The sequence below is a fragment of the candidate division TA06 bacterium B3_TA06 genome (genome assembly GCA_005223075.1).
Taxonomy (GTDB): Bacteria; Hydrothermota; Tepidihabitantia; order B3-TA06; family B3-TA06; genus B3-TA06.
The window spans coordinates 27,262-47,291 of the sequence record NJBO01000009.1 but is presented as its reverse complement, the minus strand read 5'-3'; the positions used below and the strand labels follow the sequence as shown (position 1 = coordinate 47,291).

Below are 20,030 nucleotides of genomic sequence, written 5' to 3'. Positions count from 1 at the left end.
GTAGTTTGATGTTTACACTGGGGTGAGCACTGCCTAGAGGAGATGAAATGAAGACGAACAGATTGTTCAGTATCGCAGCCCTGGCGCTTCTTTCGCTTGCGGGGTTCGCACAGGAGGCGGTTACCCATGAGCAGCACTACCGCCTACGCCGCGCGATCGCGAAGAAGGAAGTTATGCACATGGCGTGGATTTATGCTGGCGGGAAGAGATGCCAACCGGGCTGGTCACGCACCTATCAGAAGGAGGCGCTTACCAGAGTCAAGTTGGTGTGCAAGGAGGAGGGGGTCCGATTCCGTGATTTCAACCACGCCCATCAGCAATACAGCAGGCTTGGGCTTACTTACACCCAGGCACTAAGGTTCTACGCCGACACCATCGGTCACTATGACAGGAGGTGTATCTTAGAGGGCAAGGGTCTGTGGTGGTTTATAGAGGATTGGGACGAGTGGATTGATCTACTCATCGATCTGGGGTTCCTTGAAGGGCTTCTGGTGGAGTGGGACGCGGAGGGCAGGATGAGGGTGGAGGATTTCCCCATGCCACGTGAACGAGTACTTGCCGAGCTTGAAGAGCTGATGAATGAAGACCCTTGGGAAGCGGTTCGTTTAATCGTGGACCCTGAGGTGAAGGCAGGAGAGGTGTTCGCCTTCATCAAAGATGCCCCTTACATACGCCGCATGAATATCGCCGACCCTCACCTTCATCCCTCCATTTATGTGAGGATCTGGCCTAACATGTGGTCAGTAAAGTGTCTGGAGAAGCTCAATCCACCCCCTCCACCACAGCCGCCAAAGGAAGAGTCGGTGGAGCCTCCACATGCATCAGACACCATCCAAGATTCCTCAATCTCCTTTTCTGAAGATGATCTTTTAGAGATCGTGGAATACGAGGAATCCCTTCCACCTAAGGTGTCGACGAAGCGGCACTTCCCTACCGCGGAAGACTCAATAAGGTATGAGAGGCTTCTGGATTTGTTTGATCCTAACTATCCCAGCCTCGCGGCTTACGTAAAGATAGATAACCAGGGAACAATCTTTCTTGACTCCGAGCCGGTGTTATCGCAGGATGAACTCGGACGATGGATAGAGAAGCTGGTCGATTTTGGGCCTTCTATTAGGGAAAGGGAGGTACTTATCGCATGTGAAGACTCTGTGCCTTGGGGCAAAGTGGTTGAGCTGGCAAGAATATCCCAGGATAGTCATGCAGACAGGATCTGCATCGTTCCCGCATCCCTTCTTGAGGGCAGAGAACCGCAACTCAGCCTGGATGGATTTATGGAGTACCTGCAACCCTTGCAGAAAAACTAGGGAGGTCAAGGCAGTAAGAGCCATGAGATTGCTTCGTCATAACGACCCTTAGGGTCGTACTCCTCGCAATGACAGGAGAAGACGGGGTCCCCGTAAAATCGCGAAGTGTTTTTATGGGGTAAAAGTTAGGTAGTCGAAGAGCTTTCGGCGCTCGGATTCGGGCAGGAGCTCGTAGTGTGAGAAGTGCATTGCGAAGCTGGCCCTCCCTTGGGTCAAGGATCTCAGCGCCGTCGCGTAGCCGAAGCTCGCGGCAAGTGGCACGAAGCCATTGATGAGCTTATGCTCCTTGATGCTTTCCACCTCCTCTATCTTCCCTCGCCGTGTGCTGATGTCAGCAAGCACGTCGCCCATATACTCCTCAGGCGTGATTACCTCCACATCCATTATAGGCTCAAGCAGGGCGGGTGAGGCCTTCTGGTAAGCCTCGGTGAACGCCTGGGCGGCCGCGGCCTTGAACGCGATGTCCGAGGCCTCGTCTTCACGGTAGTCCACGCCGGTAACCGTCACTCGAACGTTGGTTATAGGGTAGCCAAGCATGGAACCCGCACTGAACGAGTCATTAAGGCTCTGCCGGATCGCATCCAGGAACTCGCGCGGCAGCTCTTGTGGCAGGTGTATCTTTATATCCTTACCCTTATTGTAAGGTTCGAGTCTTAACGTGACCCCGGCGTAGTGGGTCTTCTGTCCGATCAAACGAGAGAACGTGGAAGAGTGTTCCACCTTCTGGGTTACAGTTTCCCTGTAAGAGACCTGTGGCTTGCCAGTCCGCACCGGTACCCGGAACTCACGCTGGAGCCGATCAACCAGTATCTCCAGGTGCAGCTCGCCCATCCCGCTCACAAGAAGCTGTCCGGTCTCCGGATCACTGCGCACCTTGAAGGTTGGATCCTCAAGCTCAAGGATCGCAAGACTCTTGCCCAGTTTGGCCTCGTCCGCCTGGGTATGCGGCTCGATCGACTGGTGGATAACCGGCTCAGGGAAACGCATCAGCTCATAGACGATGGGGTGCTTCTGATCGGCCAGGGTGGAACCGGTGGTCACGTGGCGCAATCCTGCAATCAGTCCAATTTCTCCCGCCTCGAGTTTGGGGACCTCCTCGAAGTGGTTTGAGTGTACCAGCAGGAGCTTAGTGGCGCGTGAACGCTTACCGCCCGGGAATCCTCTGATTGTTTGACCACGCTCGAGCTTGCCCGAGTAAACCCTTGTGAACGCCAAAGGCCCCATGTGCTGGGAGTAGGTTAGCTTGAAGACCAGGGCCGAGAAGGGGACATCAGGTGAGGGTTCCCGGACAACTATTTTTTCTTCATCTTCCGGATCATGACCTTTAACCGACGGTACCTCAAGTGGTGACGGCAGATACTCGAGCACCGCATCAAGAAGAGGCTGCACACCCTTATTCTTTAGAGCGGAGCCGCACAATACGGGCACTATCTTGTTCTCCAGGGTAAGCTTGCGTAACGCCCTCCGCAGGGTCGCGCTTTCGCTCTTCTGGCCAGCCATGTAGTCTTCGATGATGGTATCCTCCGCTTCGCTTGCCTTATCCACAAGATGCTGGCGCCAGCGCTTGGCTTGTGGGATAAGTTCCACTGGAATATCCTCTATCACGTACTCCGCCCCCAGGGTCTCGTCCTTCCACCGGATGGCACGCCACCCCACTAGATCTATCACGCCCACGAACCCCTGCTCAGCACCCCAGGGAATCTGCACAGGCACAGGGAACTGAGGGAGGCGGGAGGACATCATATCTATCACCCGCTCGAAGTCCGCACCCACCCTATCCATCTTGTTTATGAACGCGATTCTGGGAATGTGGTATCTATCCGCCTGGTGCCATACCGTCTCCGACTGCGGCTGGACCCCACCAACCGCGCAGAATATGACCACCGCACCGTCCAAAACCTTTAAGGCACGCTCCACCTCGATGGTGAAGTCCACATGACCAGGGGTATCGATTATGTTGATTCGGCAATCCTTCCAGCCGACGGTGGTGGCCGCCGAGGTTATGGTTATCCCCCTCTCGCGCTCCTGCAGCATCCAGTCCATGGTTGCCGAGCCTGAGTCCACCTCGCCCATTCGATGTATCTTCTTGGCGTAGTATAACACCCGCTCGGTGGTGGTGGTTTTACCTGCGTCTATGTGTGCGGCTATCCCTATGTTGCGAAGCTTAGCAAGATCCATTGTGGATTAACGGACGAGTTCTGCGATGAGCTCTGAGACGATCCATGCGGCCTTGATGCGGTCAGAGGACAGGCAGGCAATGGTATTAGCACCATATGTCTCGGGACCAAGCTCGATCTCAGGATGGGTTGGATCGGTGTTTATGACGATCTTCGGACCCTGTATGCGTGGACCCAGAAGCAAAAGCGCAAACCGCAGGTTGTCTACCTCCTCCTCGATGCTGGCGTTCGCAAGAAGTATCATCCCGTGAACCCTTTGAATGAAGGTTTGCCAAAGTGGGGCGAATCGCTTTGCCCCGGGTAGCCCATAAAGGTTGAGTTGGTGAGGACCCATCATTACCCTTCCGAAGTTCAGAACCGTCTCTCCTTTGCCCTCTGTTTCTTCCTCGCCGGAGAGCGCATGGATAAAGGTGTTGCGGGAATCCCTGTCCGTGCCAATCACTATAAGGTTGAACTCCTGCGGTGGGAGTTTTTCTTTAACCTCAACCTGGGGTCCGGCAGGGGCAGCCTCCTCCTTCGGAGGTTTTGCCTTTTCCAAAGGTACTGTCTCTCTGGTTGCTTCCGCTCCCTCCACTTCGATGGGTAACTTAGGCTCCCAGGCTTCCTCGCCAGGGGGTTCCTTAGCCTCGGGTTCTGGAGGAGCCATCCCCTTCGGAGCTGCCTTTTCCCCAGGTCGCAGCTCGATCTGCCCCTTTTCTACCATCTTTTTTATCTCCTCGATGGTCTTAAGGTTCGAGAGAGGACTCGCTGCAAGCACCTCCTTGATACTGTGGCTGCCGTCTACCAGCTGGAGTAGAACTTCCTGCACCTCCGCTTCGGGCTTGGGCTTTGCCGAAAACACCGGGATAGACCTTGCGTCAAGCTCCTGTTTTATGCGTTCGGTTTCGTCCAGCTCACGCAACGCCGCAAAGATCGCCTCGTCGGTCTGACTTTCGATCGTAGGGGTGAGAGAGAGGCTATCCGTGAGCTTGACTCTGAATCTGCCCTGCGACCAGGAAAGCAGGGTGGGTAGTGCGGCACGCCCCTGCTTGCTGCGGTAGGTTGCGGCTATGAGCTTGCCCGACCTCAGATAAAGAAACCCCTCCTCTTCACCCGACTCAAGATGCACCTGGCCTGTCTTCTGGCCGAAAGAAAGCATCTGCAAGAGGTCAATTACCCCCAGATCCTCGATGTTCCCTGTGGTAGCGATCTCTGTGGCTTGTTCGAAGGTCTCCTGGTAGCGGGAGTATCTATCCAAAAGTATCTCTATCCTTGCCAAAAGCTCATGGAACTCGAACGGCTTGGTAAGGTAGTCGTCTGCACCCAACCGCAGACCCTTCACCTTGTCCTGGGTGTCGGCAAGTGCGGAGAGGAAGATAAACGGGATATTTTTCAGCTTTTCGTTTGCGCGGACGCACGCGCAGAGCTCATATCCGTCCATGCCGGGCATCATGATGTCCGCGATAACGATGTCAGGCTTCTTGTCTTCCACCTTTGTGAGCGCTTCATGGGCGGATGAAGCCAGCATAACATCAAACCCCTGCTCTGCCAGGCGCAGGTCAAGAAGATTCAAAAGATATGGGTCGTCATCTACCACCAGCACCCGACGGGTGGATTTTTCTTGATTCATGAGGGCTCCACGCCCCCTAGTTTCAGGAACTCGGCAATCTGGGCGGCCAGACTGCGGGTATCCACCGGCTTGGCGATGAATCCCTCGCAGCCGCAGGCACGAACACGTTCCTCATCGGTGCGGTCGGTGACAGCGGTGACCGCGATGACCGGGATGTGCTTCAACTCCTTATCGCCCTTTATGATCCGCGTCGCTTCGTATCCATCCATACCCGGCAGGTGCATGTCCATAAGTATAAGATCGGGGTGAGCTTTTCTGGCCGCCAGCAGCCCCACGTCGGCACTCGATGCACCTATCACCTCATACCCTGCCATCTCCAGGACTACCCGTATAAGCTCCAGATTCCCCTCATTATCTTCCACCACGAGGATGCGACTCATTCCCCCCTACCTCCTTTTGGGTGAGATAGAAGCTGGGCGATCTTTTGTCGAAGTGAGTCGCGGTTAAGCTGTGCCTTGCCGAAGATATCGCGGATGTTGGCACCCAGATTGGCTCGATCGATCTGGGTAAGGTCCTTGGCGGTAAGGATGATAATCGGCAACCTGCGGGTGGCTTCATCGGACTCCAAAAGCCTCATAACGTCGAAGCCGTCCAGGTCAGGCATCATCAAATCCAGAATCACGAGATCCGGCTTCTCGCTGCGCGCGGCCTTGAGACCATCCACTCCAGAGGTGGCTTTGAGCACCTCGTAGCCGTCCAGCCGAAGTATCTCCTCTATCAGACTGATGTCCGCTGGGTTGTCTTCTATCACGAGGAGGCGACCGGGCCTTGGGACGCTCTTGGTGAGGCGCTCGATCTTCGAGATAAGATTGCTACGCGAGACCGGCTTGACCATGTAGTCTACCGCGCCAAGCGAGAGGCCGAAACTTTTGTCCTCCACGATCGAGATCACTATGATTGGTGTATCCTTGATCTCTGGCATCTCCTTGAGACGATGCAGCACACGCCAGCCGTCCATCTGAGGGAGTAGGATGTCCAGGGTAATCACAGCTGGGCGCAGGGTTACCGCCTTCTGCAGGGCTTCCTCACCGGTGGAGGCCACCTCGACCTTGTAGCCGGCCTCAGAAAGCCACACCGACATGAGGTTCGCCGCCAGCGGGTTATCCTCAACCACCAGGATGGGACGCTCGCCAGCCGCAGGAAGCCTGTGAACCAACTCCTCTCGTTTAGCTGCCTTGCGAGGCTTCTCGGGTTTGAACTCCACAAAGGGCAGCCGGAAGGTGAACCTCGAACCCTTAGAAGGAGAGCTTTGAACCTCTATTGTACCATTCTGAATCTCAAGAAGTTTCTTTACCAATGTCAACCCAAGTCCTGTTCCCTGATAGCGCCGGGTGGTGGAGGCATCCAACTGACGGAATGGATCGAAGATGTGCGCAAGCTCTTGTAGCTCCATCCCTATCCCGGTGTCGGTTACCGTCACCTCAAGCATATCATCTTTGCGCCTGGTTACCACCACCTCCACACACCCCTGGTCGGTGAACTTCACGGCGTTGGAGAGTAGGTTGTCGATTATCTGAGTGAGTTTGCGCCTGTCGGTGAGCAGAAGAGGCATCTGTGGAGGTATATCTACGTGAATCTCAATCTCCTTGCGTTCGGCGATCACGCTGTATACACGCAGAACGTCTTCAACCACCTCGCGCAGGTCGGTAGGTTCGTTGAAAACCTCAAGCATACCCGCCTCAAGCTTGGAGAAGTCAAGGATGTCGTTGATCAGCCGCAAAAGATGTACGCCGGAGGAGTGGATGATCTTTATATAGTGGGTCTGTTTCTCGTTTAGTTGCCCCACCAGCCCGTCCATCAAAAGCTCGCCAAAGCCGATTATCGAGTTCAAGGGCGTACGTAGCTCGTGGCTCATGTTGGCCAGAAACTGCGTCTTAAGCCTGGCGGCTTCCAAAAGTTGCTTCGTTCGCCTGTCTTCTTCCGCGTCCACCAAACCTCCTTACTTTGCTGCATCTTTAAGATAATTAAGAACATAGTGTAGGCGAAACCAGCGGTTTGTCAATACAGCGTCTTTCCTCAGAAATAAATCTTCCCGAAAGGAGGAGGGTGGATCTCATACTGCCTCCTTGAGATGATATCTGTTGTTATAGGCGAGGTTAAGTTTCTTTCTATGATCTGCCATAGACTTTAGGAGTCCGAAGAAGTCGCGCTCTTCAGGCACCCTGAGTAAACAGAAACAACTCAGGCAGATTATCTTTGAGGAAGATCGCACCATTGACCAAGGCTCGGATTTAGGTATAATCTCTCATGATGGGGATATTGTTTTGGTTTCTTGCAGGGGTTGGTCAGGTCTCCGGCGAGTCCTTTGGCCGCCAGATACCTGTTGAGCTTGGGAGGGTTCCTGAACAGCCAGTTTCCATAGATGACTATGTGCTTAACGCCGGCGACAGTCTGCTGATTATTGTAAAGGGCAGTTTTTCCTACAGCTATCCTACCCGGATTACCCCTACCGGGCAGCTTGTAATTATGCTGCCTTCAAGCCGCCGGATGACAACCTTCGGACAGACCTTTGGAGAGGTGAGTCTTGTTAACCTTGAGGCCGTGGGTTATATGGAGGTCGTGGACGTTGCTGTCAAGAAGGCTCGCAAGCAGGTGGCTGAGGCCTTTCGTGATTTCATCAGGCCTGTCGAGATAGACTTTGTCCTGATTGGAGCAAGGCTTTGCAAGATAAACGTCCTTGGCGATGTCCAGTGGCCAGGTAGTTATCTTGTTACCCCCTTTATGCGGGTAGAGGACGGTATTGATCTGGCTGGAGGCATCACCTCCATGGGATCGGTCTCAAACATCTCACTGGTCAGGCGCTCCGGTGACACCTTAAGGGTCAATCTTCGTCGTTATCGTGAGGATGGTGAGTTGGACGCCAATCCCCCTCTTTCAGACGGAGATATCATCTATGTCCCTAAGATGGAGCTCTTCGTTCTCCTGCGGGGTGCGGTGTTTGCCAAAGAGGCCGTTGATGAGCCCGGCATCCAGCTGGTTTTCCTTACCGATACACTGCGTCGCCAGTTCAACGCCGAACACTGGCTGGAGTTCGAGCCCGGCGAGGGGGTGTGTGATTTCCTTGAAAGTCGTGCAGTTCTTATTCCACAAAGCGATCTGGCTCACTGCTATATACAGCGGGGAGACGAGCGGATATTCTTTGATATGCAGGAATACCTCGCCACCGGGCAAGGAGAGAACACTCAGCTTGAGCATGGAGATATTGTAACCGTGCCTCGCTCAGAACAATTTGTATATGTGACCGGCGAGTTACGCAAGCCCGGACCGGTCATCTACAACGAGGCCCTGACCCTAAATCAGTACCTGGGGCATGCAGGCGGCTTCTCTTCGTCAGCCAATCTAGGGGCAATCCGTGTTATATATCCGGACGGACGCACCCGACGTGCGCATCCTGATATGCAGCTTGAACCAGGGGCGATGATCTTTGTCCCCCGAAAGCCACTTTATGAGGTGCGAGACTGGGTTGGGCTAGCCGCATCTGCTTTGGGGTTGGTGGCCGTTATCTTAACCTTTGGTGAGTGAGATGACTTTCAGTGTTGTTGACCTTTTTATTTTCATCGTTCGCCGCTGGTGGAAGATGCTTATTGCTATCGCTTGCTTCGGCGGATTGGGTATTGCACTTGCCTTTCTTCTACCAAAGAGGTATAGAGCGGAGGTTAAGCTTCTTCCCGTCACACAGGAAAGCGGCGTTATGGGCGTGCTTTCGGGTCTGCAGTCGCAGTTGGGGATCACGGGTTTGAGTATCCCCGGGGTCGAAGCGAGTGAGATGCTCTTCTACGGGGAGATATTGCGTTCCCAGACCGTTACCGATCGTGTGATAGATTCCTGCGTGCTTTTAGAAAGGCTTGATGTGACCGATCGGGCCGAAGCGCGCGAAGAACTTGCAGGGATGACCGCATATAAGCTTACGACACCGGAACAGGTTTTTGTAATCGAGGTGGTAGGTCCGGACAATGTGCTTGTGGCAGACATCGTCAACACCTATGCAAAGGCTTTGGATTACTATCTCACACATTCGAGCAACACAAGGGGTCGTCATATGCGGGAGTTCATCGAAGGGCGACTCGCACAGGTTGAGGAGGATATGAAGACAGCCCAGGACTCCCTCACCGAATTCCAGCGCAAGCATAAGCTGCCAATGGTGAACCCTGAGATGGGTGGGCAGATACAGGCCTTCGCCGAGCTCAAGGCACAGGCGATGCAGAAGGAGTTGGAGCTCGAATACATGCGCTCCTTCTCAACCACCGACAACCCGCAGTATGAGCCGGCACGTCGGGAACTTGCGGTTATCCAGGCAAAGCTTGCATCGCTGCCTCCGGTTGTATCACGTTACTTAGAGCTCTACCGGGACTTCGTGGTGCAGCAGGAGATATACATGTTGCTGATCCAGCAATACGAGCAAGCCAAGCTTATGGAAGCCAAGGACACCCCCCTTATCTCCGTGCTTGAGTGGGTCGAGCCTCCCGAGGTTCCCTACTTCCCGCCTAAGAAACTCATGGTGCTGGCAGTGCTTCTTGTGGGTCTGGTGCTTATCGTCGCCTACTCTATGATTATGGTTTACTGGGAACATGTTCTCGCCCACCCCCAGGCACACGAGAAGATGTCCCGCCTGCGCAGCGAGGCAAAGAAGACCTTTGGTAGACGCAGGCGCTGAGCACCTTCCCTTACTGTGTCTTTAGTGAGTCTGGGCAACTATTCAGGGCCTTGAGAGGGAGTTAGGATTCAATCATGCGGCTTAAGGAACTCAGGCTCTACGGGTTCAAATCCTTTCCGTACAAGACGGTTCTGGAACTCTCGCCAGGCATGACCTCACTTGTTGGTCCAAACGGTTGCGGTAAATCAAACGTTCTCGATGGTATCCGATGGGTCTTGGGTGAGCAGGCGTTATCTCGCCTTCGCTGCGTCAAGAGCGAGGATCTTATCTTTGCCGGAAGCGGCCGGTTGTCCGAGTTGGGGTATGCCGATGTCAGTCTGGTTGTTGAAAACGAAGGCGAGTTCCCTGATCTTCCGGCCGAGGTGGAGTTACGCAGGCGCTACTACCGAACCGGCGAGTCGAGCTTTGAGATCAACCGCGAGGAGTGCCGCCTGAAGGATATCGAGGCGATCCTTCGCGGCGGGGCTGCCGGAGGCCGTCTCTACTCGGTATTTGACGCTACCAAACTTACCGCCATCGTGGGCGGCGACCTGCATAACCTTTTGGAGTCCGCGGCCGGGGTGCTGGGATTCCGCGAGAAACGCAAGGAATCCGAGCGCAAGCTCGACCTGGTCCGTCGTGATCTGGTTCGGTTGGAAGATATTATAGGCGAACGCAAGCGTATCGTTCGAGCCCTGGCCCGTCAGCGCAGGCGTGCACAGCTTTACAAGGAACTGCGGGAGAAACTTGTAACCCTGGAGGCTCGTAAGATACACGCCCGTCTCGAGGCAGTTCTGCAGGAGATGGAGAAAAAGGATAAAACCATCTCTGCACTGGAGGAGGAAGAACGCAAGCTACTGCTCTCGATGGAGGGGATTCGCAGGGGGCTTAAGGAGAAGGACTCTGAACTCATGCGGCTCATGGCAGCCGAACGAGAGGCCAGGAGAGCACTTGATGAGGTGAATAAGAAGCTCTCTGAGATAGCCGCAAAACTTTCTTCCTCACGTACACGCAGCCAGGCACTTGGGGAGAGCATTGCGCGAATCGAGGAGGAAAAGCTAGAAGCCGAGCGTCGCATCGAAGAGATCGCTTCAGAGGCCGAGCAGACCAAACGCGCCCAGGAGGAGGCGGCAGAACGCAGACAGGAGGCAGACAGAGCCCTACAGGAGGCAAGAGGTAAGTTGCACGCCGACGAAGAACGTCTGGCAGCTTACCGTTCCAAGGTGCGCAAGACACGCGGAGAGCTTAAGGAACTCTCAGCCGAGCTTGCTCGGCATATAGAGGAACGAACCCGTGAGTATTCCCGCGGAGAAAACGCCGCATCTCTGGCCTCCGTCGCCCGGGGTGAGCTTTCCAGGCTCTCCGAACGAGCCAGCTCTTTCCGCAGCGAACTTACAAAGATCAAGGGGAATCTCGAGAAGGCGGCATCCGCACTAACCGAACAGGAAGAAGGGATCCCCCAGGTCGAGAACCGCCTTGCTCGACTGAACGAGGAGATTCAAGCGTCCGAACGCAAACGCCAGGAGCAGATAGAGCACCAATCCAAGCTAGCCGGGCAGGCAGCGTCGCTCCGAGAAAGGGTTGAGAATCAGCCGCGGCGTGCTTTGCGTAAGCAGTTGGGTCCTCGATTCCGCGGGTTGATGGAGGGGTTCCTGAGCTATCCAGCGGAACTTGAGGCGGCCCTTGAGGCGGTGCTTTACGATGTGCTTGGATTCGCTGCGGCAACCGGCATGCCTGATCTTGAAGATCTTTCCCTCGAAGGTCAGGCCGGGCTGGTGCTTGACCGCAGGCCCACCTTCTCATCCCCCCAGCGCCCATCTGATGCGCGCTTCAAACTCTGGATTGCTGATAAGGTATCTCTCAAGAAAGGTGCACCTCGGTTGCTTGCCGCGCGCCTTGAGAGTTGGGTGCTTGCCGATCTTGCCGATCTCGATTCTCTTGCCGGACAATATCCCCAGCTTTCTTTCGTTAGCCCGGACGGGACAGCGCTTCGTTCGGACGGGGTTGTCCTTCTGGGTAGACCTCGCGGGGTGCTTGCCGATCGGCGCAGGCTCAAGGAGTTGGAAGGTCAGGAAAAGCAGGAGAAGACCTCGATTGCTTCCCTGGAAGAAAATCTGGACCGATCACGCAAAGAACGCGATGACCTTGCCACCAAGCTCGATGAAGCGAGAAGTTCATACCTTGAGGAACGAAGCCGCAAGCAGGCGTTGGAGACAGAGGTTGCTCGCATAAATGAACAGGTCGCCGAGCTCGAACGAGAACGCGACCGCTTGCGAGCCCAAGCACACAAATGTGAACAAGAAGCCGAAGGTGCTCGAGGAACGCTCGCGGAGCTTGAAGAAAAGATAAGCATGCTGGAGTCGCAGCGCTCCGAGAAAGAAGAGGCGCTGAGTGAGCTTGAGAAGACTCTCAGCGAAGAAGAGGAAGCCCTGCGTGACAAACTGGCAGGGCTTAACGATCAGCTTCTTACCTTGGGAAAGGAGGAGGAAGCAGAGCATCTGGCTCGTGAGCGCAACGAGCGTCTGGAGGCTGAGAAAGGCCGTCTGGATCAACTTCTTGCCTCCCGGCAGAAGGATGCGGAAAGCACCCGACAGGAAACATCAGACCTTGGTGAGGCTGTCGAGGAGCTTCAAAAAGAACATGCCAGCCTTAACGAACGCCGCGAGCGGCAAGCCGAGCGTCTGGCAAAGATTGACACATCAAAGGTTATCCAGGCCAAACGAGAGAAGGAGGAAGAACTTACCGAACGTGAGGCCGGGCTTGAAAGCTTGAGGGAGGACCTTATTCAGCTTCGCACCGAGCTGCTTCTCTTGAAGCGGGAAAGGCAGGAGCTGGGACCTCTGGTTTCAACGCCTCTACCTGCGGATCAAGACGCGGACGCGCAAGCGATGACGCCTGAGGAGGTGGATGCTGAGCTTGCCGAGATCAAACGTCGCATTGAGGATTTGGGGCCGGTCAACGAGTATGCCGCGATCCAATACGAAGAAGAAAAGGCAGAACTGGATCGCTTAAAGGCACAGCATACCGACATCAGCCAGGCCGCGGAAAGCCTGACCACTATCATCCGCGAGATAGACGAGGAGGCCCGGAGCCGTTTCGAGACCACCTTCAGGGCGTTGCGGGAGGAGTTCCGTCGGACATTCAACTTCTTTTTCCCTGGCGGCGAGGCGGATCTGCGATTAGAGAATCCGGACGAGCCCTTCAACTCGCCTATCCAAATAACCGCTCGTCCAGAGGGTAAACAGCTCAAGCGCCTCTCCCAGCTCTCAGACGGCGAGCGTGCCCTGTTGGGCATCGCGCTGCTCTTTGCCTTCTACGGAGTGCGTCCCGCACCCTTCATTTTTATCGACGAGCTTGACGCGCCACTTGACGACGCTAACGTACTCAAGTTTGCATCCTACCTCTCGCACATCAAGGAGCACATCCAGGTCTTCATTATCACCCACAACAAGCGCACCATGGAGAAGGCGGACACAATCTACGGGATAACGATGGAGGAGCCGGGTGTGTCCAAGATCATCTCGGTGCGCTTAAAGGACGTAAAGCGCCACCATGTTGCAGTGGAAGAAGCTTAGGGAAGGCTTCTTAAGCCTGCGCCGCCGGTTCACGCGGGCGTTCAGCAGCGGTGACCGCGATGAGCTTGAGGAGCTACTCGTAGAGGCCGACATCGGGGTCGAACGCGTCGAATCCCTTCTTTCCGAATCAAAGGGGGAGAAGGAAAGATTGGCTGGACTCATCCAGGGAATATTAGAGAAAGCCCAGAAGCCGTTCGAGTTCGGTGCTCATCCAACGGTTGTAATGGTGGTAGGCACCAACGGGAGTGGGAAGACCACTACCGTTGCCAAGTTGGCCACCTTGTGGAGACCTCACAAAGTTCTAATAGCCGCGGCAGACACCTACCGCGACGCGGCAGGGCTCCAGCTTGAGCGCTGGGCCGCCCGCACCGCTACCGATCTTGTCTCCTCGGTGCAGGGTCAGGACTCCGCAGCCGTGGTCTACGACGCTCTAAAGAAGGCCCTCTCCAAGGGCTACGGCGTTGTCCTTGTGGACACCGCAGGGCGTCTTCACACCCGGCGCGACCTGATGGCCGAGGCGGAGAAAATCAGAAGGGTGGCTGCTAAGGTGATACCCGAAGCCCCTCATGAGGTTCTTCTTGTAATGGATGCCTCCACCGGCCAGAACGGTCTCAGGCAGGCAGAGGGCTTCTACGATGCCTTGGGTGTTACAGGTCTTGTGATCGCCAAACTTGACGGCACCTGTAAGGCCGGGGTGGTGATCCCAATAGTCGAACGCCTCTCGCTTCCCATCTACTTCATAGGGATGGGCGAGCAACCCGAGGACATAGTGCCCTTCTGTGCCGCTGAGTTCACCCGAGCCCTTCTGGGATAATTCAAATACCGTCTCTATCTTGCATGCAGGGTAAATTCCCTATTGACATCCGGATTCCTGAAGGTATATTAAAGCAAGGAGGATATTGTGATCCTATCGATGCTAACAGGAATGATGATGCTCGCGGGGTTTTCTGTTGTGGAGTATGACCCTCGGGTTGCCGAGTTGGTTGATTCCGTCAGCACGGACTCCATCACCGCAGTTATAGCAGGCCTGAGCGGAGAGGTAGCGGTGACCATCGAAGGGGAGCCGGACTCCATCCCTTGCCGCTTTGCCTACAGTGAAGGTGCCCACAAGGCGGCGCGGTGGCTCGCCGAGCAGTTCCAGGCCAGAGGCTTTGAGGTCGAGCTGGAACCCTTTGAGCCCGTGGCCTCATACGAGGATCGCCCCCTACCTCTGGGTCGTACTGAAGAGGAGATGAAGAGGATTTGGTCTGAAGTGGGACTACTGAGCGGTCCTGAGCCTTTTACCATGTACAACGTGGTCGCCACCCTGGCGGGTAAAGACTCCCTACAGGTGATTTTATGCGCCCACTACGACGCTATCACCAGTACCATGTGGACCTACACCCCGGGTGCCGACGACAACGCTTCAGGGGTGATGGGGGTGCTTGAGGCGGCAAGGATAATGGGAACACACGACTGGCAGCACACGCTTCGATTCGTGCTCTTCTCCGGCGAGGAGTTGGGGCTTTGGGGTTCAGAGGTCTACGTGAAGGATGCAGTGGAAGCGGGAGACAGCATGATTGCCGCCCTCAACATGGATATGATAGCATACAACAGTGACGCGCTATCTGACATGGACATCCACTGCAACCCTTATGATCAGGCTTCGCAGGATATGGGACAGATGCTCGTTGACCTCATAGACGTCTACGACCTCAACATCACCCCGGACATCCTCCTCGGCGATGGTGAAGGCACAAGCGACCACTACTGGTTCTGGCAGTATAACATCCCGGCGGCGTTACTTATCGAGGATTTTGACGACTTTAACCCCTTCTTTCACACTACCAACGATCGACTGGGGAGATTGGACAGCGCTTATATGAGAGAGGCGGTGCGTCTTGCGCTGGGCTGGGCTGCTAGTGAGGCCGGGTTGTTGGAGGAGCCCGGTATTCGAGATCATGCCCTCGAGCAGCCGGAGCTTGTTTCGCTTCGTCTTTCTTCAGCGGTGGTTCACAATCACCTTTGGCTCGAGATCTCCTCCCCTCACTCCCTAACGCCCGTTATCTACGATGCATCGGGCCAAAGGGTTAAGACCCTTGAAACTATCCAGGGATCTTCTGGGTCTGTCCGCATACCCATTGAGGTTTCGGATTTACCGCGAGGTGTTTACTGGGTCACGGTGAGCGGAACCAGGGGAGGTATGATTTCTGAAAGGTTCGTAGTGGTACGCTGAAGCCTTTCCACTTCTTCTTCACAAGACACTGTTGACAAATGCCCAAAAGAGGCATAGATTTAAGAAATCTAAAGAGGAGGAATCGTGGTCTTAACAGTGCTCGGATTAGCCACAATGCTTTTTACGGCCAACATACCGGTCGTGGAGTACGATCCTGCAGTAGCAGAGATCATCCAGTCGGTCTCAGAGGATTCCCTTATTACAACCATCTCAAGACTCAGCGGTGAGGTACCGGTAATTATCGCAGGCGAACCGGATTCCCTTCCCTGTCGCTACGTCTACTCACCGGGATGTTATCGTTCGGCGCTGTGGCTGGCAGAGCAGATGGCGGCCACTGGTGTGTCGGTTGAAATGCAACCCTTCGTCCCAATGGATATGATCGATGTGGATCTTCTGCCTTCAGGCAAAGGCTGGGCCAGCTTTAATATGTTTCCTTCGATTTATATCCAACCGATCAAAAGTAGCCTTTACCGTACCGACGATGCAGGTGCGTCCTGGCAGGTTGTAGTAAAAGATGATCCCAGCATAGCATGGGGGGAGATTGTGTCCCTATCCGAAGACTCGGCATGGGCGGCTGCTGGCACGAAATTAATGCGCACCGTTGAAGGAGAAACTTGGCAGCTTATGCTTGAGCTTGGAACAGAAACTGTATTGAACGATATCTGTGCTGTAGGTTCAACCCACGGCTGGGCGGTTGGTGATCTGGGAACTCTCGTTTCCACCACCGACGCATGGGTGAACTGGGAGAAGTCATACCCCTTCGCTCAGGACCTTTCCCAGGTGGATTTCATCTCGGCAAACAATGGCTGGATTGCCTCTGAGGAAAGTCTCTGGGTTACAACCGATGGCGGAGAAACCTGGTCTTCCCAGGATCAACCCCTCTATTGTATAACCGAAATGGAGTTTCTTGATACACTCTTGGGCTATCTCGCAGGGTTTTCAGAAGATCACCTCGGCTGCATATGTAAGACGCCAGATGGTGGCAATACCTGGGACGTTTTGCTCGACACCCTTTCTTCTTTTCCTTACGATATCTGCGTACAAGGGTCCGGCAGCTTGTGGGTTGTAGGTTCTGGCGGAATGGTCCTTTTTTCCGACGATGCAGGCATCACCTTCTCGCGAAGGGACGCGGAAAACAAAAGCAATTTACAGGCGATCGATGTCATTGCAGACGGCAGAGGCGTTCTGGGTGGCTGGACAGAGATACTTCACACAACTGATGGGGAAACATGGTCCCTGCCCGATACCATAAATCTCGATTGGATGTGGAACGTGGTCGGCACCCTTGAAGGTGCCGACGCAACTGAGGTTATTATTACAGCCCATTACGACGCCTTCGTATGGAACGAGGACACCCAGTACATCTACACTCCGGGCGCTGACGACAACGCTTCTGGAGTATCGGCAGTGTTGGAGTCTGCAAGATTGCTTTCTGAAAACGACTGGCAGCACGCCTTGAAGTTCGTGCTCTTTTCCGGGGAAGAAGTAGGCTTGTGGGGCGCTTTCGATTACGCTTCCCAGAATCATCACAAGGACGTCCTTGGTTTTCTTAACGCGGACATGATTGCCTACGACGGCAACGGCGACCGGCTGCTTGAGGTGCACGGTTACACGGAGTGGAATCCATTATCAGAAGAAACCGGATCCATCTTCAATGAGATAGTTGATGTCTACAATCTGAATATCGATCCGGTGGTGGATAATGAATGGCAACCCGGTGACGGCATGTGCCTGTGGTGGGTGGGAATTCCGGGGATCTCTCTTGTAGAAGATGGGAATGACTTTAATCCGTTCTATCACACTACCGAGGAGACGCTGGACAAGCTCAACACGCCTTACCTAACTGAGGTCACAAAGGCGTGCGTGGGGTGGATGGCTACGATGGCTAACATGGACTCGCTCGGGCAAGTGCGCGAAGAAGTTGTTACTCTGAAGGAGATGGTAACCTTGCGTCTTTCTTCTGCTATCATGCGTTCGCAGGGATGGGTGGAGATATCCTCGCCCTATCCAGTAACTCCGCAAATTTACGACGCGGTGGGGCGTAAAGTCAAGACGCTTGCGAGTGTACCGGCCTCTACAGAAGCTGTCCGTATACCCCTTGAGGTCTCGGATTTACCGCGAGGTATTTACTGGATCACGGTGTCTGCTAAAGACAGCTTTGTTTCAGAGAGATTCGTTTTGGTTCGCTAAGAGACGTTAAGTTAAAATCTTACAGAGATTTTAAACTCCAGGCTGCGGGCAGACAGAGGGCTTGGGGTGTATGCGTCGTAGAACGCCCTGGCCCGTTGGTATGCGGCTACCTCCTCGGTTGCGGTTACGACCCCGTCGTGGTTAGCATCGCGTGAAGGATGATAATCCTCATCGCCCAGCACAACTCGATCCGGGAACTCCTCTTCGGTGGGAAGAACAGGGGCTGGTAACTCACCGAACACCGGGTCTTTCCAGTTAAATGGGTTCAAAAGCTCGACCCCGATCTCCGCTTTGAAGGCGCCAATAGAGATCACCCTGCCCGCAGCGACCTCGCACCATGCCCACCAGGGAATTTCTCCATCCTCTCCCTCCTCACCCTCCTCACCAGGGAAGCCAGAGGCTAAAGCTAAGCCAGGCTCAAGAAACCAGTCTCTTAAGAGAAAGTGCATCTCTTCGGGTGTCGATAAGTTGGCCTCAAGCGTAAACTTGTGGCGCGAGTCAAGAGGCATCCTCTGCATCCGGGTCGTGAGAGAATCCCCGGCCAGAAGACGCTCGTAGTCCCTGATAGGCCCTGAGGTTGTTGATTTAGCTGACGCGAAACGGTAGACGGCACGTATTGCCAACCACTCTGAGCTGTATTCAAACCAAGGCATCACCCCGAGGCTTAAGGCCCTGCCATCTAAAAAAACCCCTGCCGTCTGGATGGTCCCACCAAGCTCCTCCGTAGGATTCAGGCCTCCGGCAAGAAGCTTGTAGCCCAGGCTTGAGTAAAACGAGATGCCGGTAGTCCAGCTCTTCCCCCATCCTTTCTGCACCTCGAACCATGCTCGCCACGCGCGTTCTGGTGTTGGATCTATTTTGGGGATCAAGATGAGGGAATCAACAATGGGGGCCTCGTCCTTTGTGTCGAAGAAGACAGCAAACGGAGGGATTGCGGCAGGCATGTCCGTACCCGCTCGTATCTGAACTCCCCCCAGGTAAGCGCGAGCTTCGATCCGCGGGGCAAGGGAGATTGTATATTCGGGGATCTCAACCCCTCCCTGGCTGGTATCCGGGTTCTCTATCCCCAGATATGCAAACCCCAGCCCCGGCTCTATCCAGAAGCGATCCAGGTGGATGCGGTCACCGAGGTACAGCCCTGCCAGACGAGGCGTCTTCTGGAAGTTTGCGGTGCGTTCCTCGGCGCCGTCCCATTTAGTGATATCCGAAATCAGGTTGAAGCTGGTGTAGCTGAAGCGGGCACGGATTTCGTTCATCTCTCCCGCGAATATTCCGACTGCCGCCCGGGCGCGATTCGCCGTTGAGTTCCTCGCGATAAGCCCGGGGTAGAAACCTTGTGAAAAAAAAATCCCCTTGACCCCGAACGGGTTGCGGATGTCCAGTGCTGCCCCTGATTCTACCGAATCCTGTTCATCGAACGGGCGAAAGAGCGACAGGTTGCCCTCTTTACGGCCGCCCTCTGCGAGGAAGCTGTTGTATCCTGAAAGTGCCATCTCCAGATCAAGTATCTCGGTGCGATACAGGTAGTTTAAGATAACCAGATTGACTCTGGCGAAGCTCGAGGGTGCTGAGGCGGGGTTGAACGCCCATTCGCTTGAGAAACGGTCACGTTGGGTTTGACAACGAATCACTCGCGCGCGAGCCAGCATACCCTCGGATGGGACAAGGGTTGCCGAGGCAACACCGGTGTAGGCGGCGATGCCGCGATGTGGCAACTCAAGGTTAGCTTCAGGACGCTCGTTCCACACCACGGCGGCGCCGTCAAACGAAAGGCTCAGCTTGCTTCCCACAGGGACGTTCAGAAAGACCTCAGCATGACCTTCGGGTTGCTCTTGGGAAAGAAAGAAGGGGCTAGTGGATTCCAGTTGTGCGTGCCAGCCCTCCAGGATCTTTCTCGAGGCAAGGGCTACAACTGGTGCAAGGCTTGCCTTCTCGTTCCTCAAGCTGGCTTCTTCAGGAAGACTCTTGGGAAGCCAGACGGTGTTCTCACCGGTCTGCGGGTCCCATAGGGGAACGCCGTCGAGCAGAAAGCGCACCTCGCCCGGCCTGCTACCGGCCACTGCCAGACTCTCTCTTTTAACAGAGAACTCCGGTATAAACCACGCCGCGCGCAGCCTTGTTTGGGGATCAAGCAAGGTAAGATGAGTTAATCGCTTGAGGCAGTGATCTAAAGCCTTAACCTCAGGTAAGGAGTCGTTTGGCGTGGAGGAGGTCACAAAGCCTAGAAAGATTAAACTCAACAACATAGATTAGATTAAGCGCCGAGATGAGCTTGTCAACGCTTGTTAAATCCGTATGATCTCCCTAGAAAGAAAGGGCCGGGG

The 20,030-nt window shown here is 54.8% G+C and carries 12 protein-coding genes; 7 read left to right on the top strand and 5 right to left on the bottom strand.

Annotated features, from left to right (window positions below; translation table 11 throughout):
• The first annotated feature begins 47 nt into the window (after positions 1–47).
• The gene (locus CEE36_06625; GenBank protein ID TKJ42753.1) at positions 48–1,307 is read left to right on the top strand and encodes a hypothetical protein; all 1,260 of its coding nucleotides are present in this window, start codon (positions 48–50) and stop codon (positions 1,305–1,307) included.
• A 111-nt stretch (positions 1,308–1,418) separates the two neighbouring features.
• Here the strand turns inward: CEE36_06625 and fusA are convergent, their stop codons facing one another.
• The 4 genes from fusA to CEE36_06605 are packed head-to-tail and all read right to left on the bottom strand — an operon-like array spanning position 1,419 to position 7,023.
• Positions 1,419–3,485 carry an elongation factor G gene (gene fusA, locus CEE36_06620; GenBank protein TKJ42752.1) on the bottom strand — a complete coding sequence of 689 codons (2,067 nt, stop codon included), beginning with the start codon at positions 3,483–3,485 and terminating at the stop codon, positions 1,419–1,421.
• A gap of 6 nt (positions 3,486–3,491) precedes the next feature.
• Positions 3,492–5,093: a hypothetical protein gene (locus CEE36_06615; protein ID TKJ42751.1), complete on the bottom strand. Its 1,602-nt coding sequence runs from the start codon at positions 5,091–5,093 to the stop codon at positions 3,492–3,494.
• Positions 5,090–5,473: a hypothetical protein gene (locus tag CEE36_06610; protein ID TKJ42750.1), complete on the bottom strand. Its 384-nt coding sequence runs from the start codon at positions 5,471–5,473 to the stop codon at positions 5,090–5,092. The genes CEE36_06615 and CEE36_06610 overlap by 4 nt, the downstream gene beginning before the upstream one ends.
• Entirely contained in the window at positions 5,470–7,023 is a 1,554-nt protein-coding gene (locus tag CEE36_06605; GenBank protein ID TKJ42749.1) for a hypothetical protein, read from the bottom strand. The genes CEE36_06610 and CEE36_06605 overlap by 4 nt, the downstream gene beginning before the upstream one ends.
• A gap of 317 nt (positions 7,024–7,340) precedes the next feature.
• Between CEE36_06605 and CEE36_06600 the strand changes: the two genes are divergently transcribed.
• From CEE36_06600 to CEE36_06575, 6 genes are all read left to right on the top strand, one after another.
• A complete protein-coding gene (locus CEE36_06600) occupies positions 7,341–8,615 on the top strand; it encodes a hypothetical protein (GenBank protein ID TKJ42748.1) in 1,275 nt (424 codons plus the stop codon).
• A 1-nt stretch (position 8,616) separates the two neighbouring features.
• Positions 8,617–9,747 carry a hypothetical protein gene (locus CEE36_06595; GenBank protein TKJ42747.1) on the top strand — a complete coding sequence of 377 codons (1,131 nt, stop codon included), beginning with the start codon at positions 8,617–8,619 and terminating at the stop codon, positions 9,745–9,747.
• Between the two features lie 74 nt (positions 9,748–9,821).
• Positions 9,822–13,301 (top strand): chromosome segregation protein SMC, encoded by a 3,480-nt coding sequence (gene smc, locus CEE36_06590; GenBank protein TKJ42746.1) that lies wholly within the window; start codon positions 9,822–9,824, stop codon positions 13,299–13,301.
• On the top strand, positions 13,279–14,115 hold the full coding sequence (locus CEE36_06585) for a signal recognition particle-docking protein FtsY (GenBank protein ID TKJ42745.1): 837 nt from the start codon (positions 13,279–13,281) through the stop codon (positions 14,113–14,115). Before smc ends, CEE36_06585 begins: the two co-directional genes overlap by 23 nt.
• 87 nt (positions 14,116–14,202) lie before the next feature.
• Positions 14,203–15,516, top strand: coding sequence for a hypothetical protein (locus CEE36_06580; GenBank protein ID TKJ42744.1), 1,314 nt, complete (start codon positions 14,203–14,205; stop codon positions 15,514–15,516).
• A gap of 114 nt (positions 15,517–15,630) precedes the next feature.
• Positions 15,631–17,706: a hypothetical protein gene (locus tag CEE36_06575; GenBank protein TKJ42743.1), complete on the top strand. Its 2,076-nt coding sequence runs from the start codon at positions 15,631–15,633 to the stop codon at positions 17,704–17,706.
• Positions 17,707–17,717: 11 nt separating this feature from the next.
• Here the strand turns inward: CEE36_06575 and CEE36_06570 are convergent, their stop codons facing one another.
• Complete coding sequence (locus tag CEE36_06570; protein ID TKJ42742.1) at positions 17,718–19,952, bottom strand: hypothetical protein; 2,235 nt, start codon at positions 19,950–19,952, stop codon at positions 17,718–17,720.
• Between the last annotated feature and the right edge of the window lie 78 nt (positions 19,953–20,030).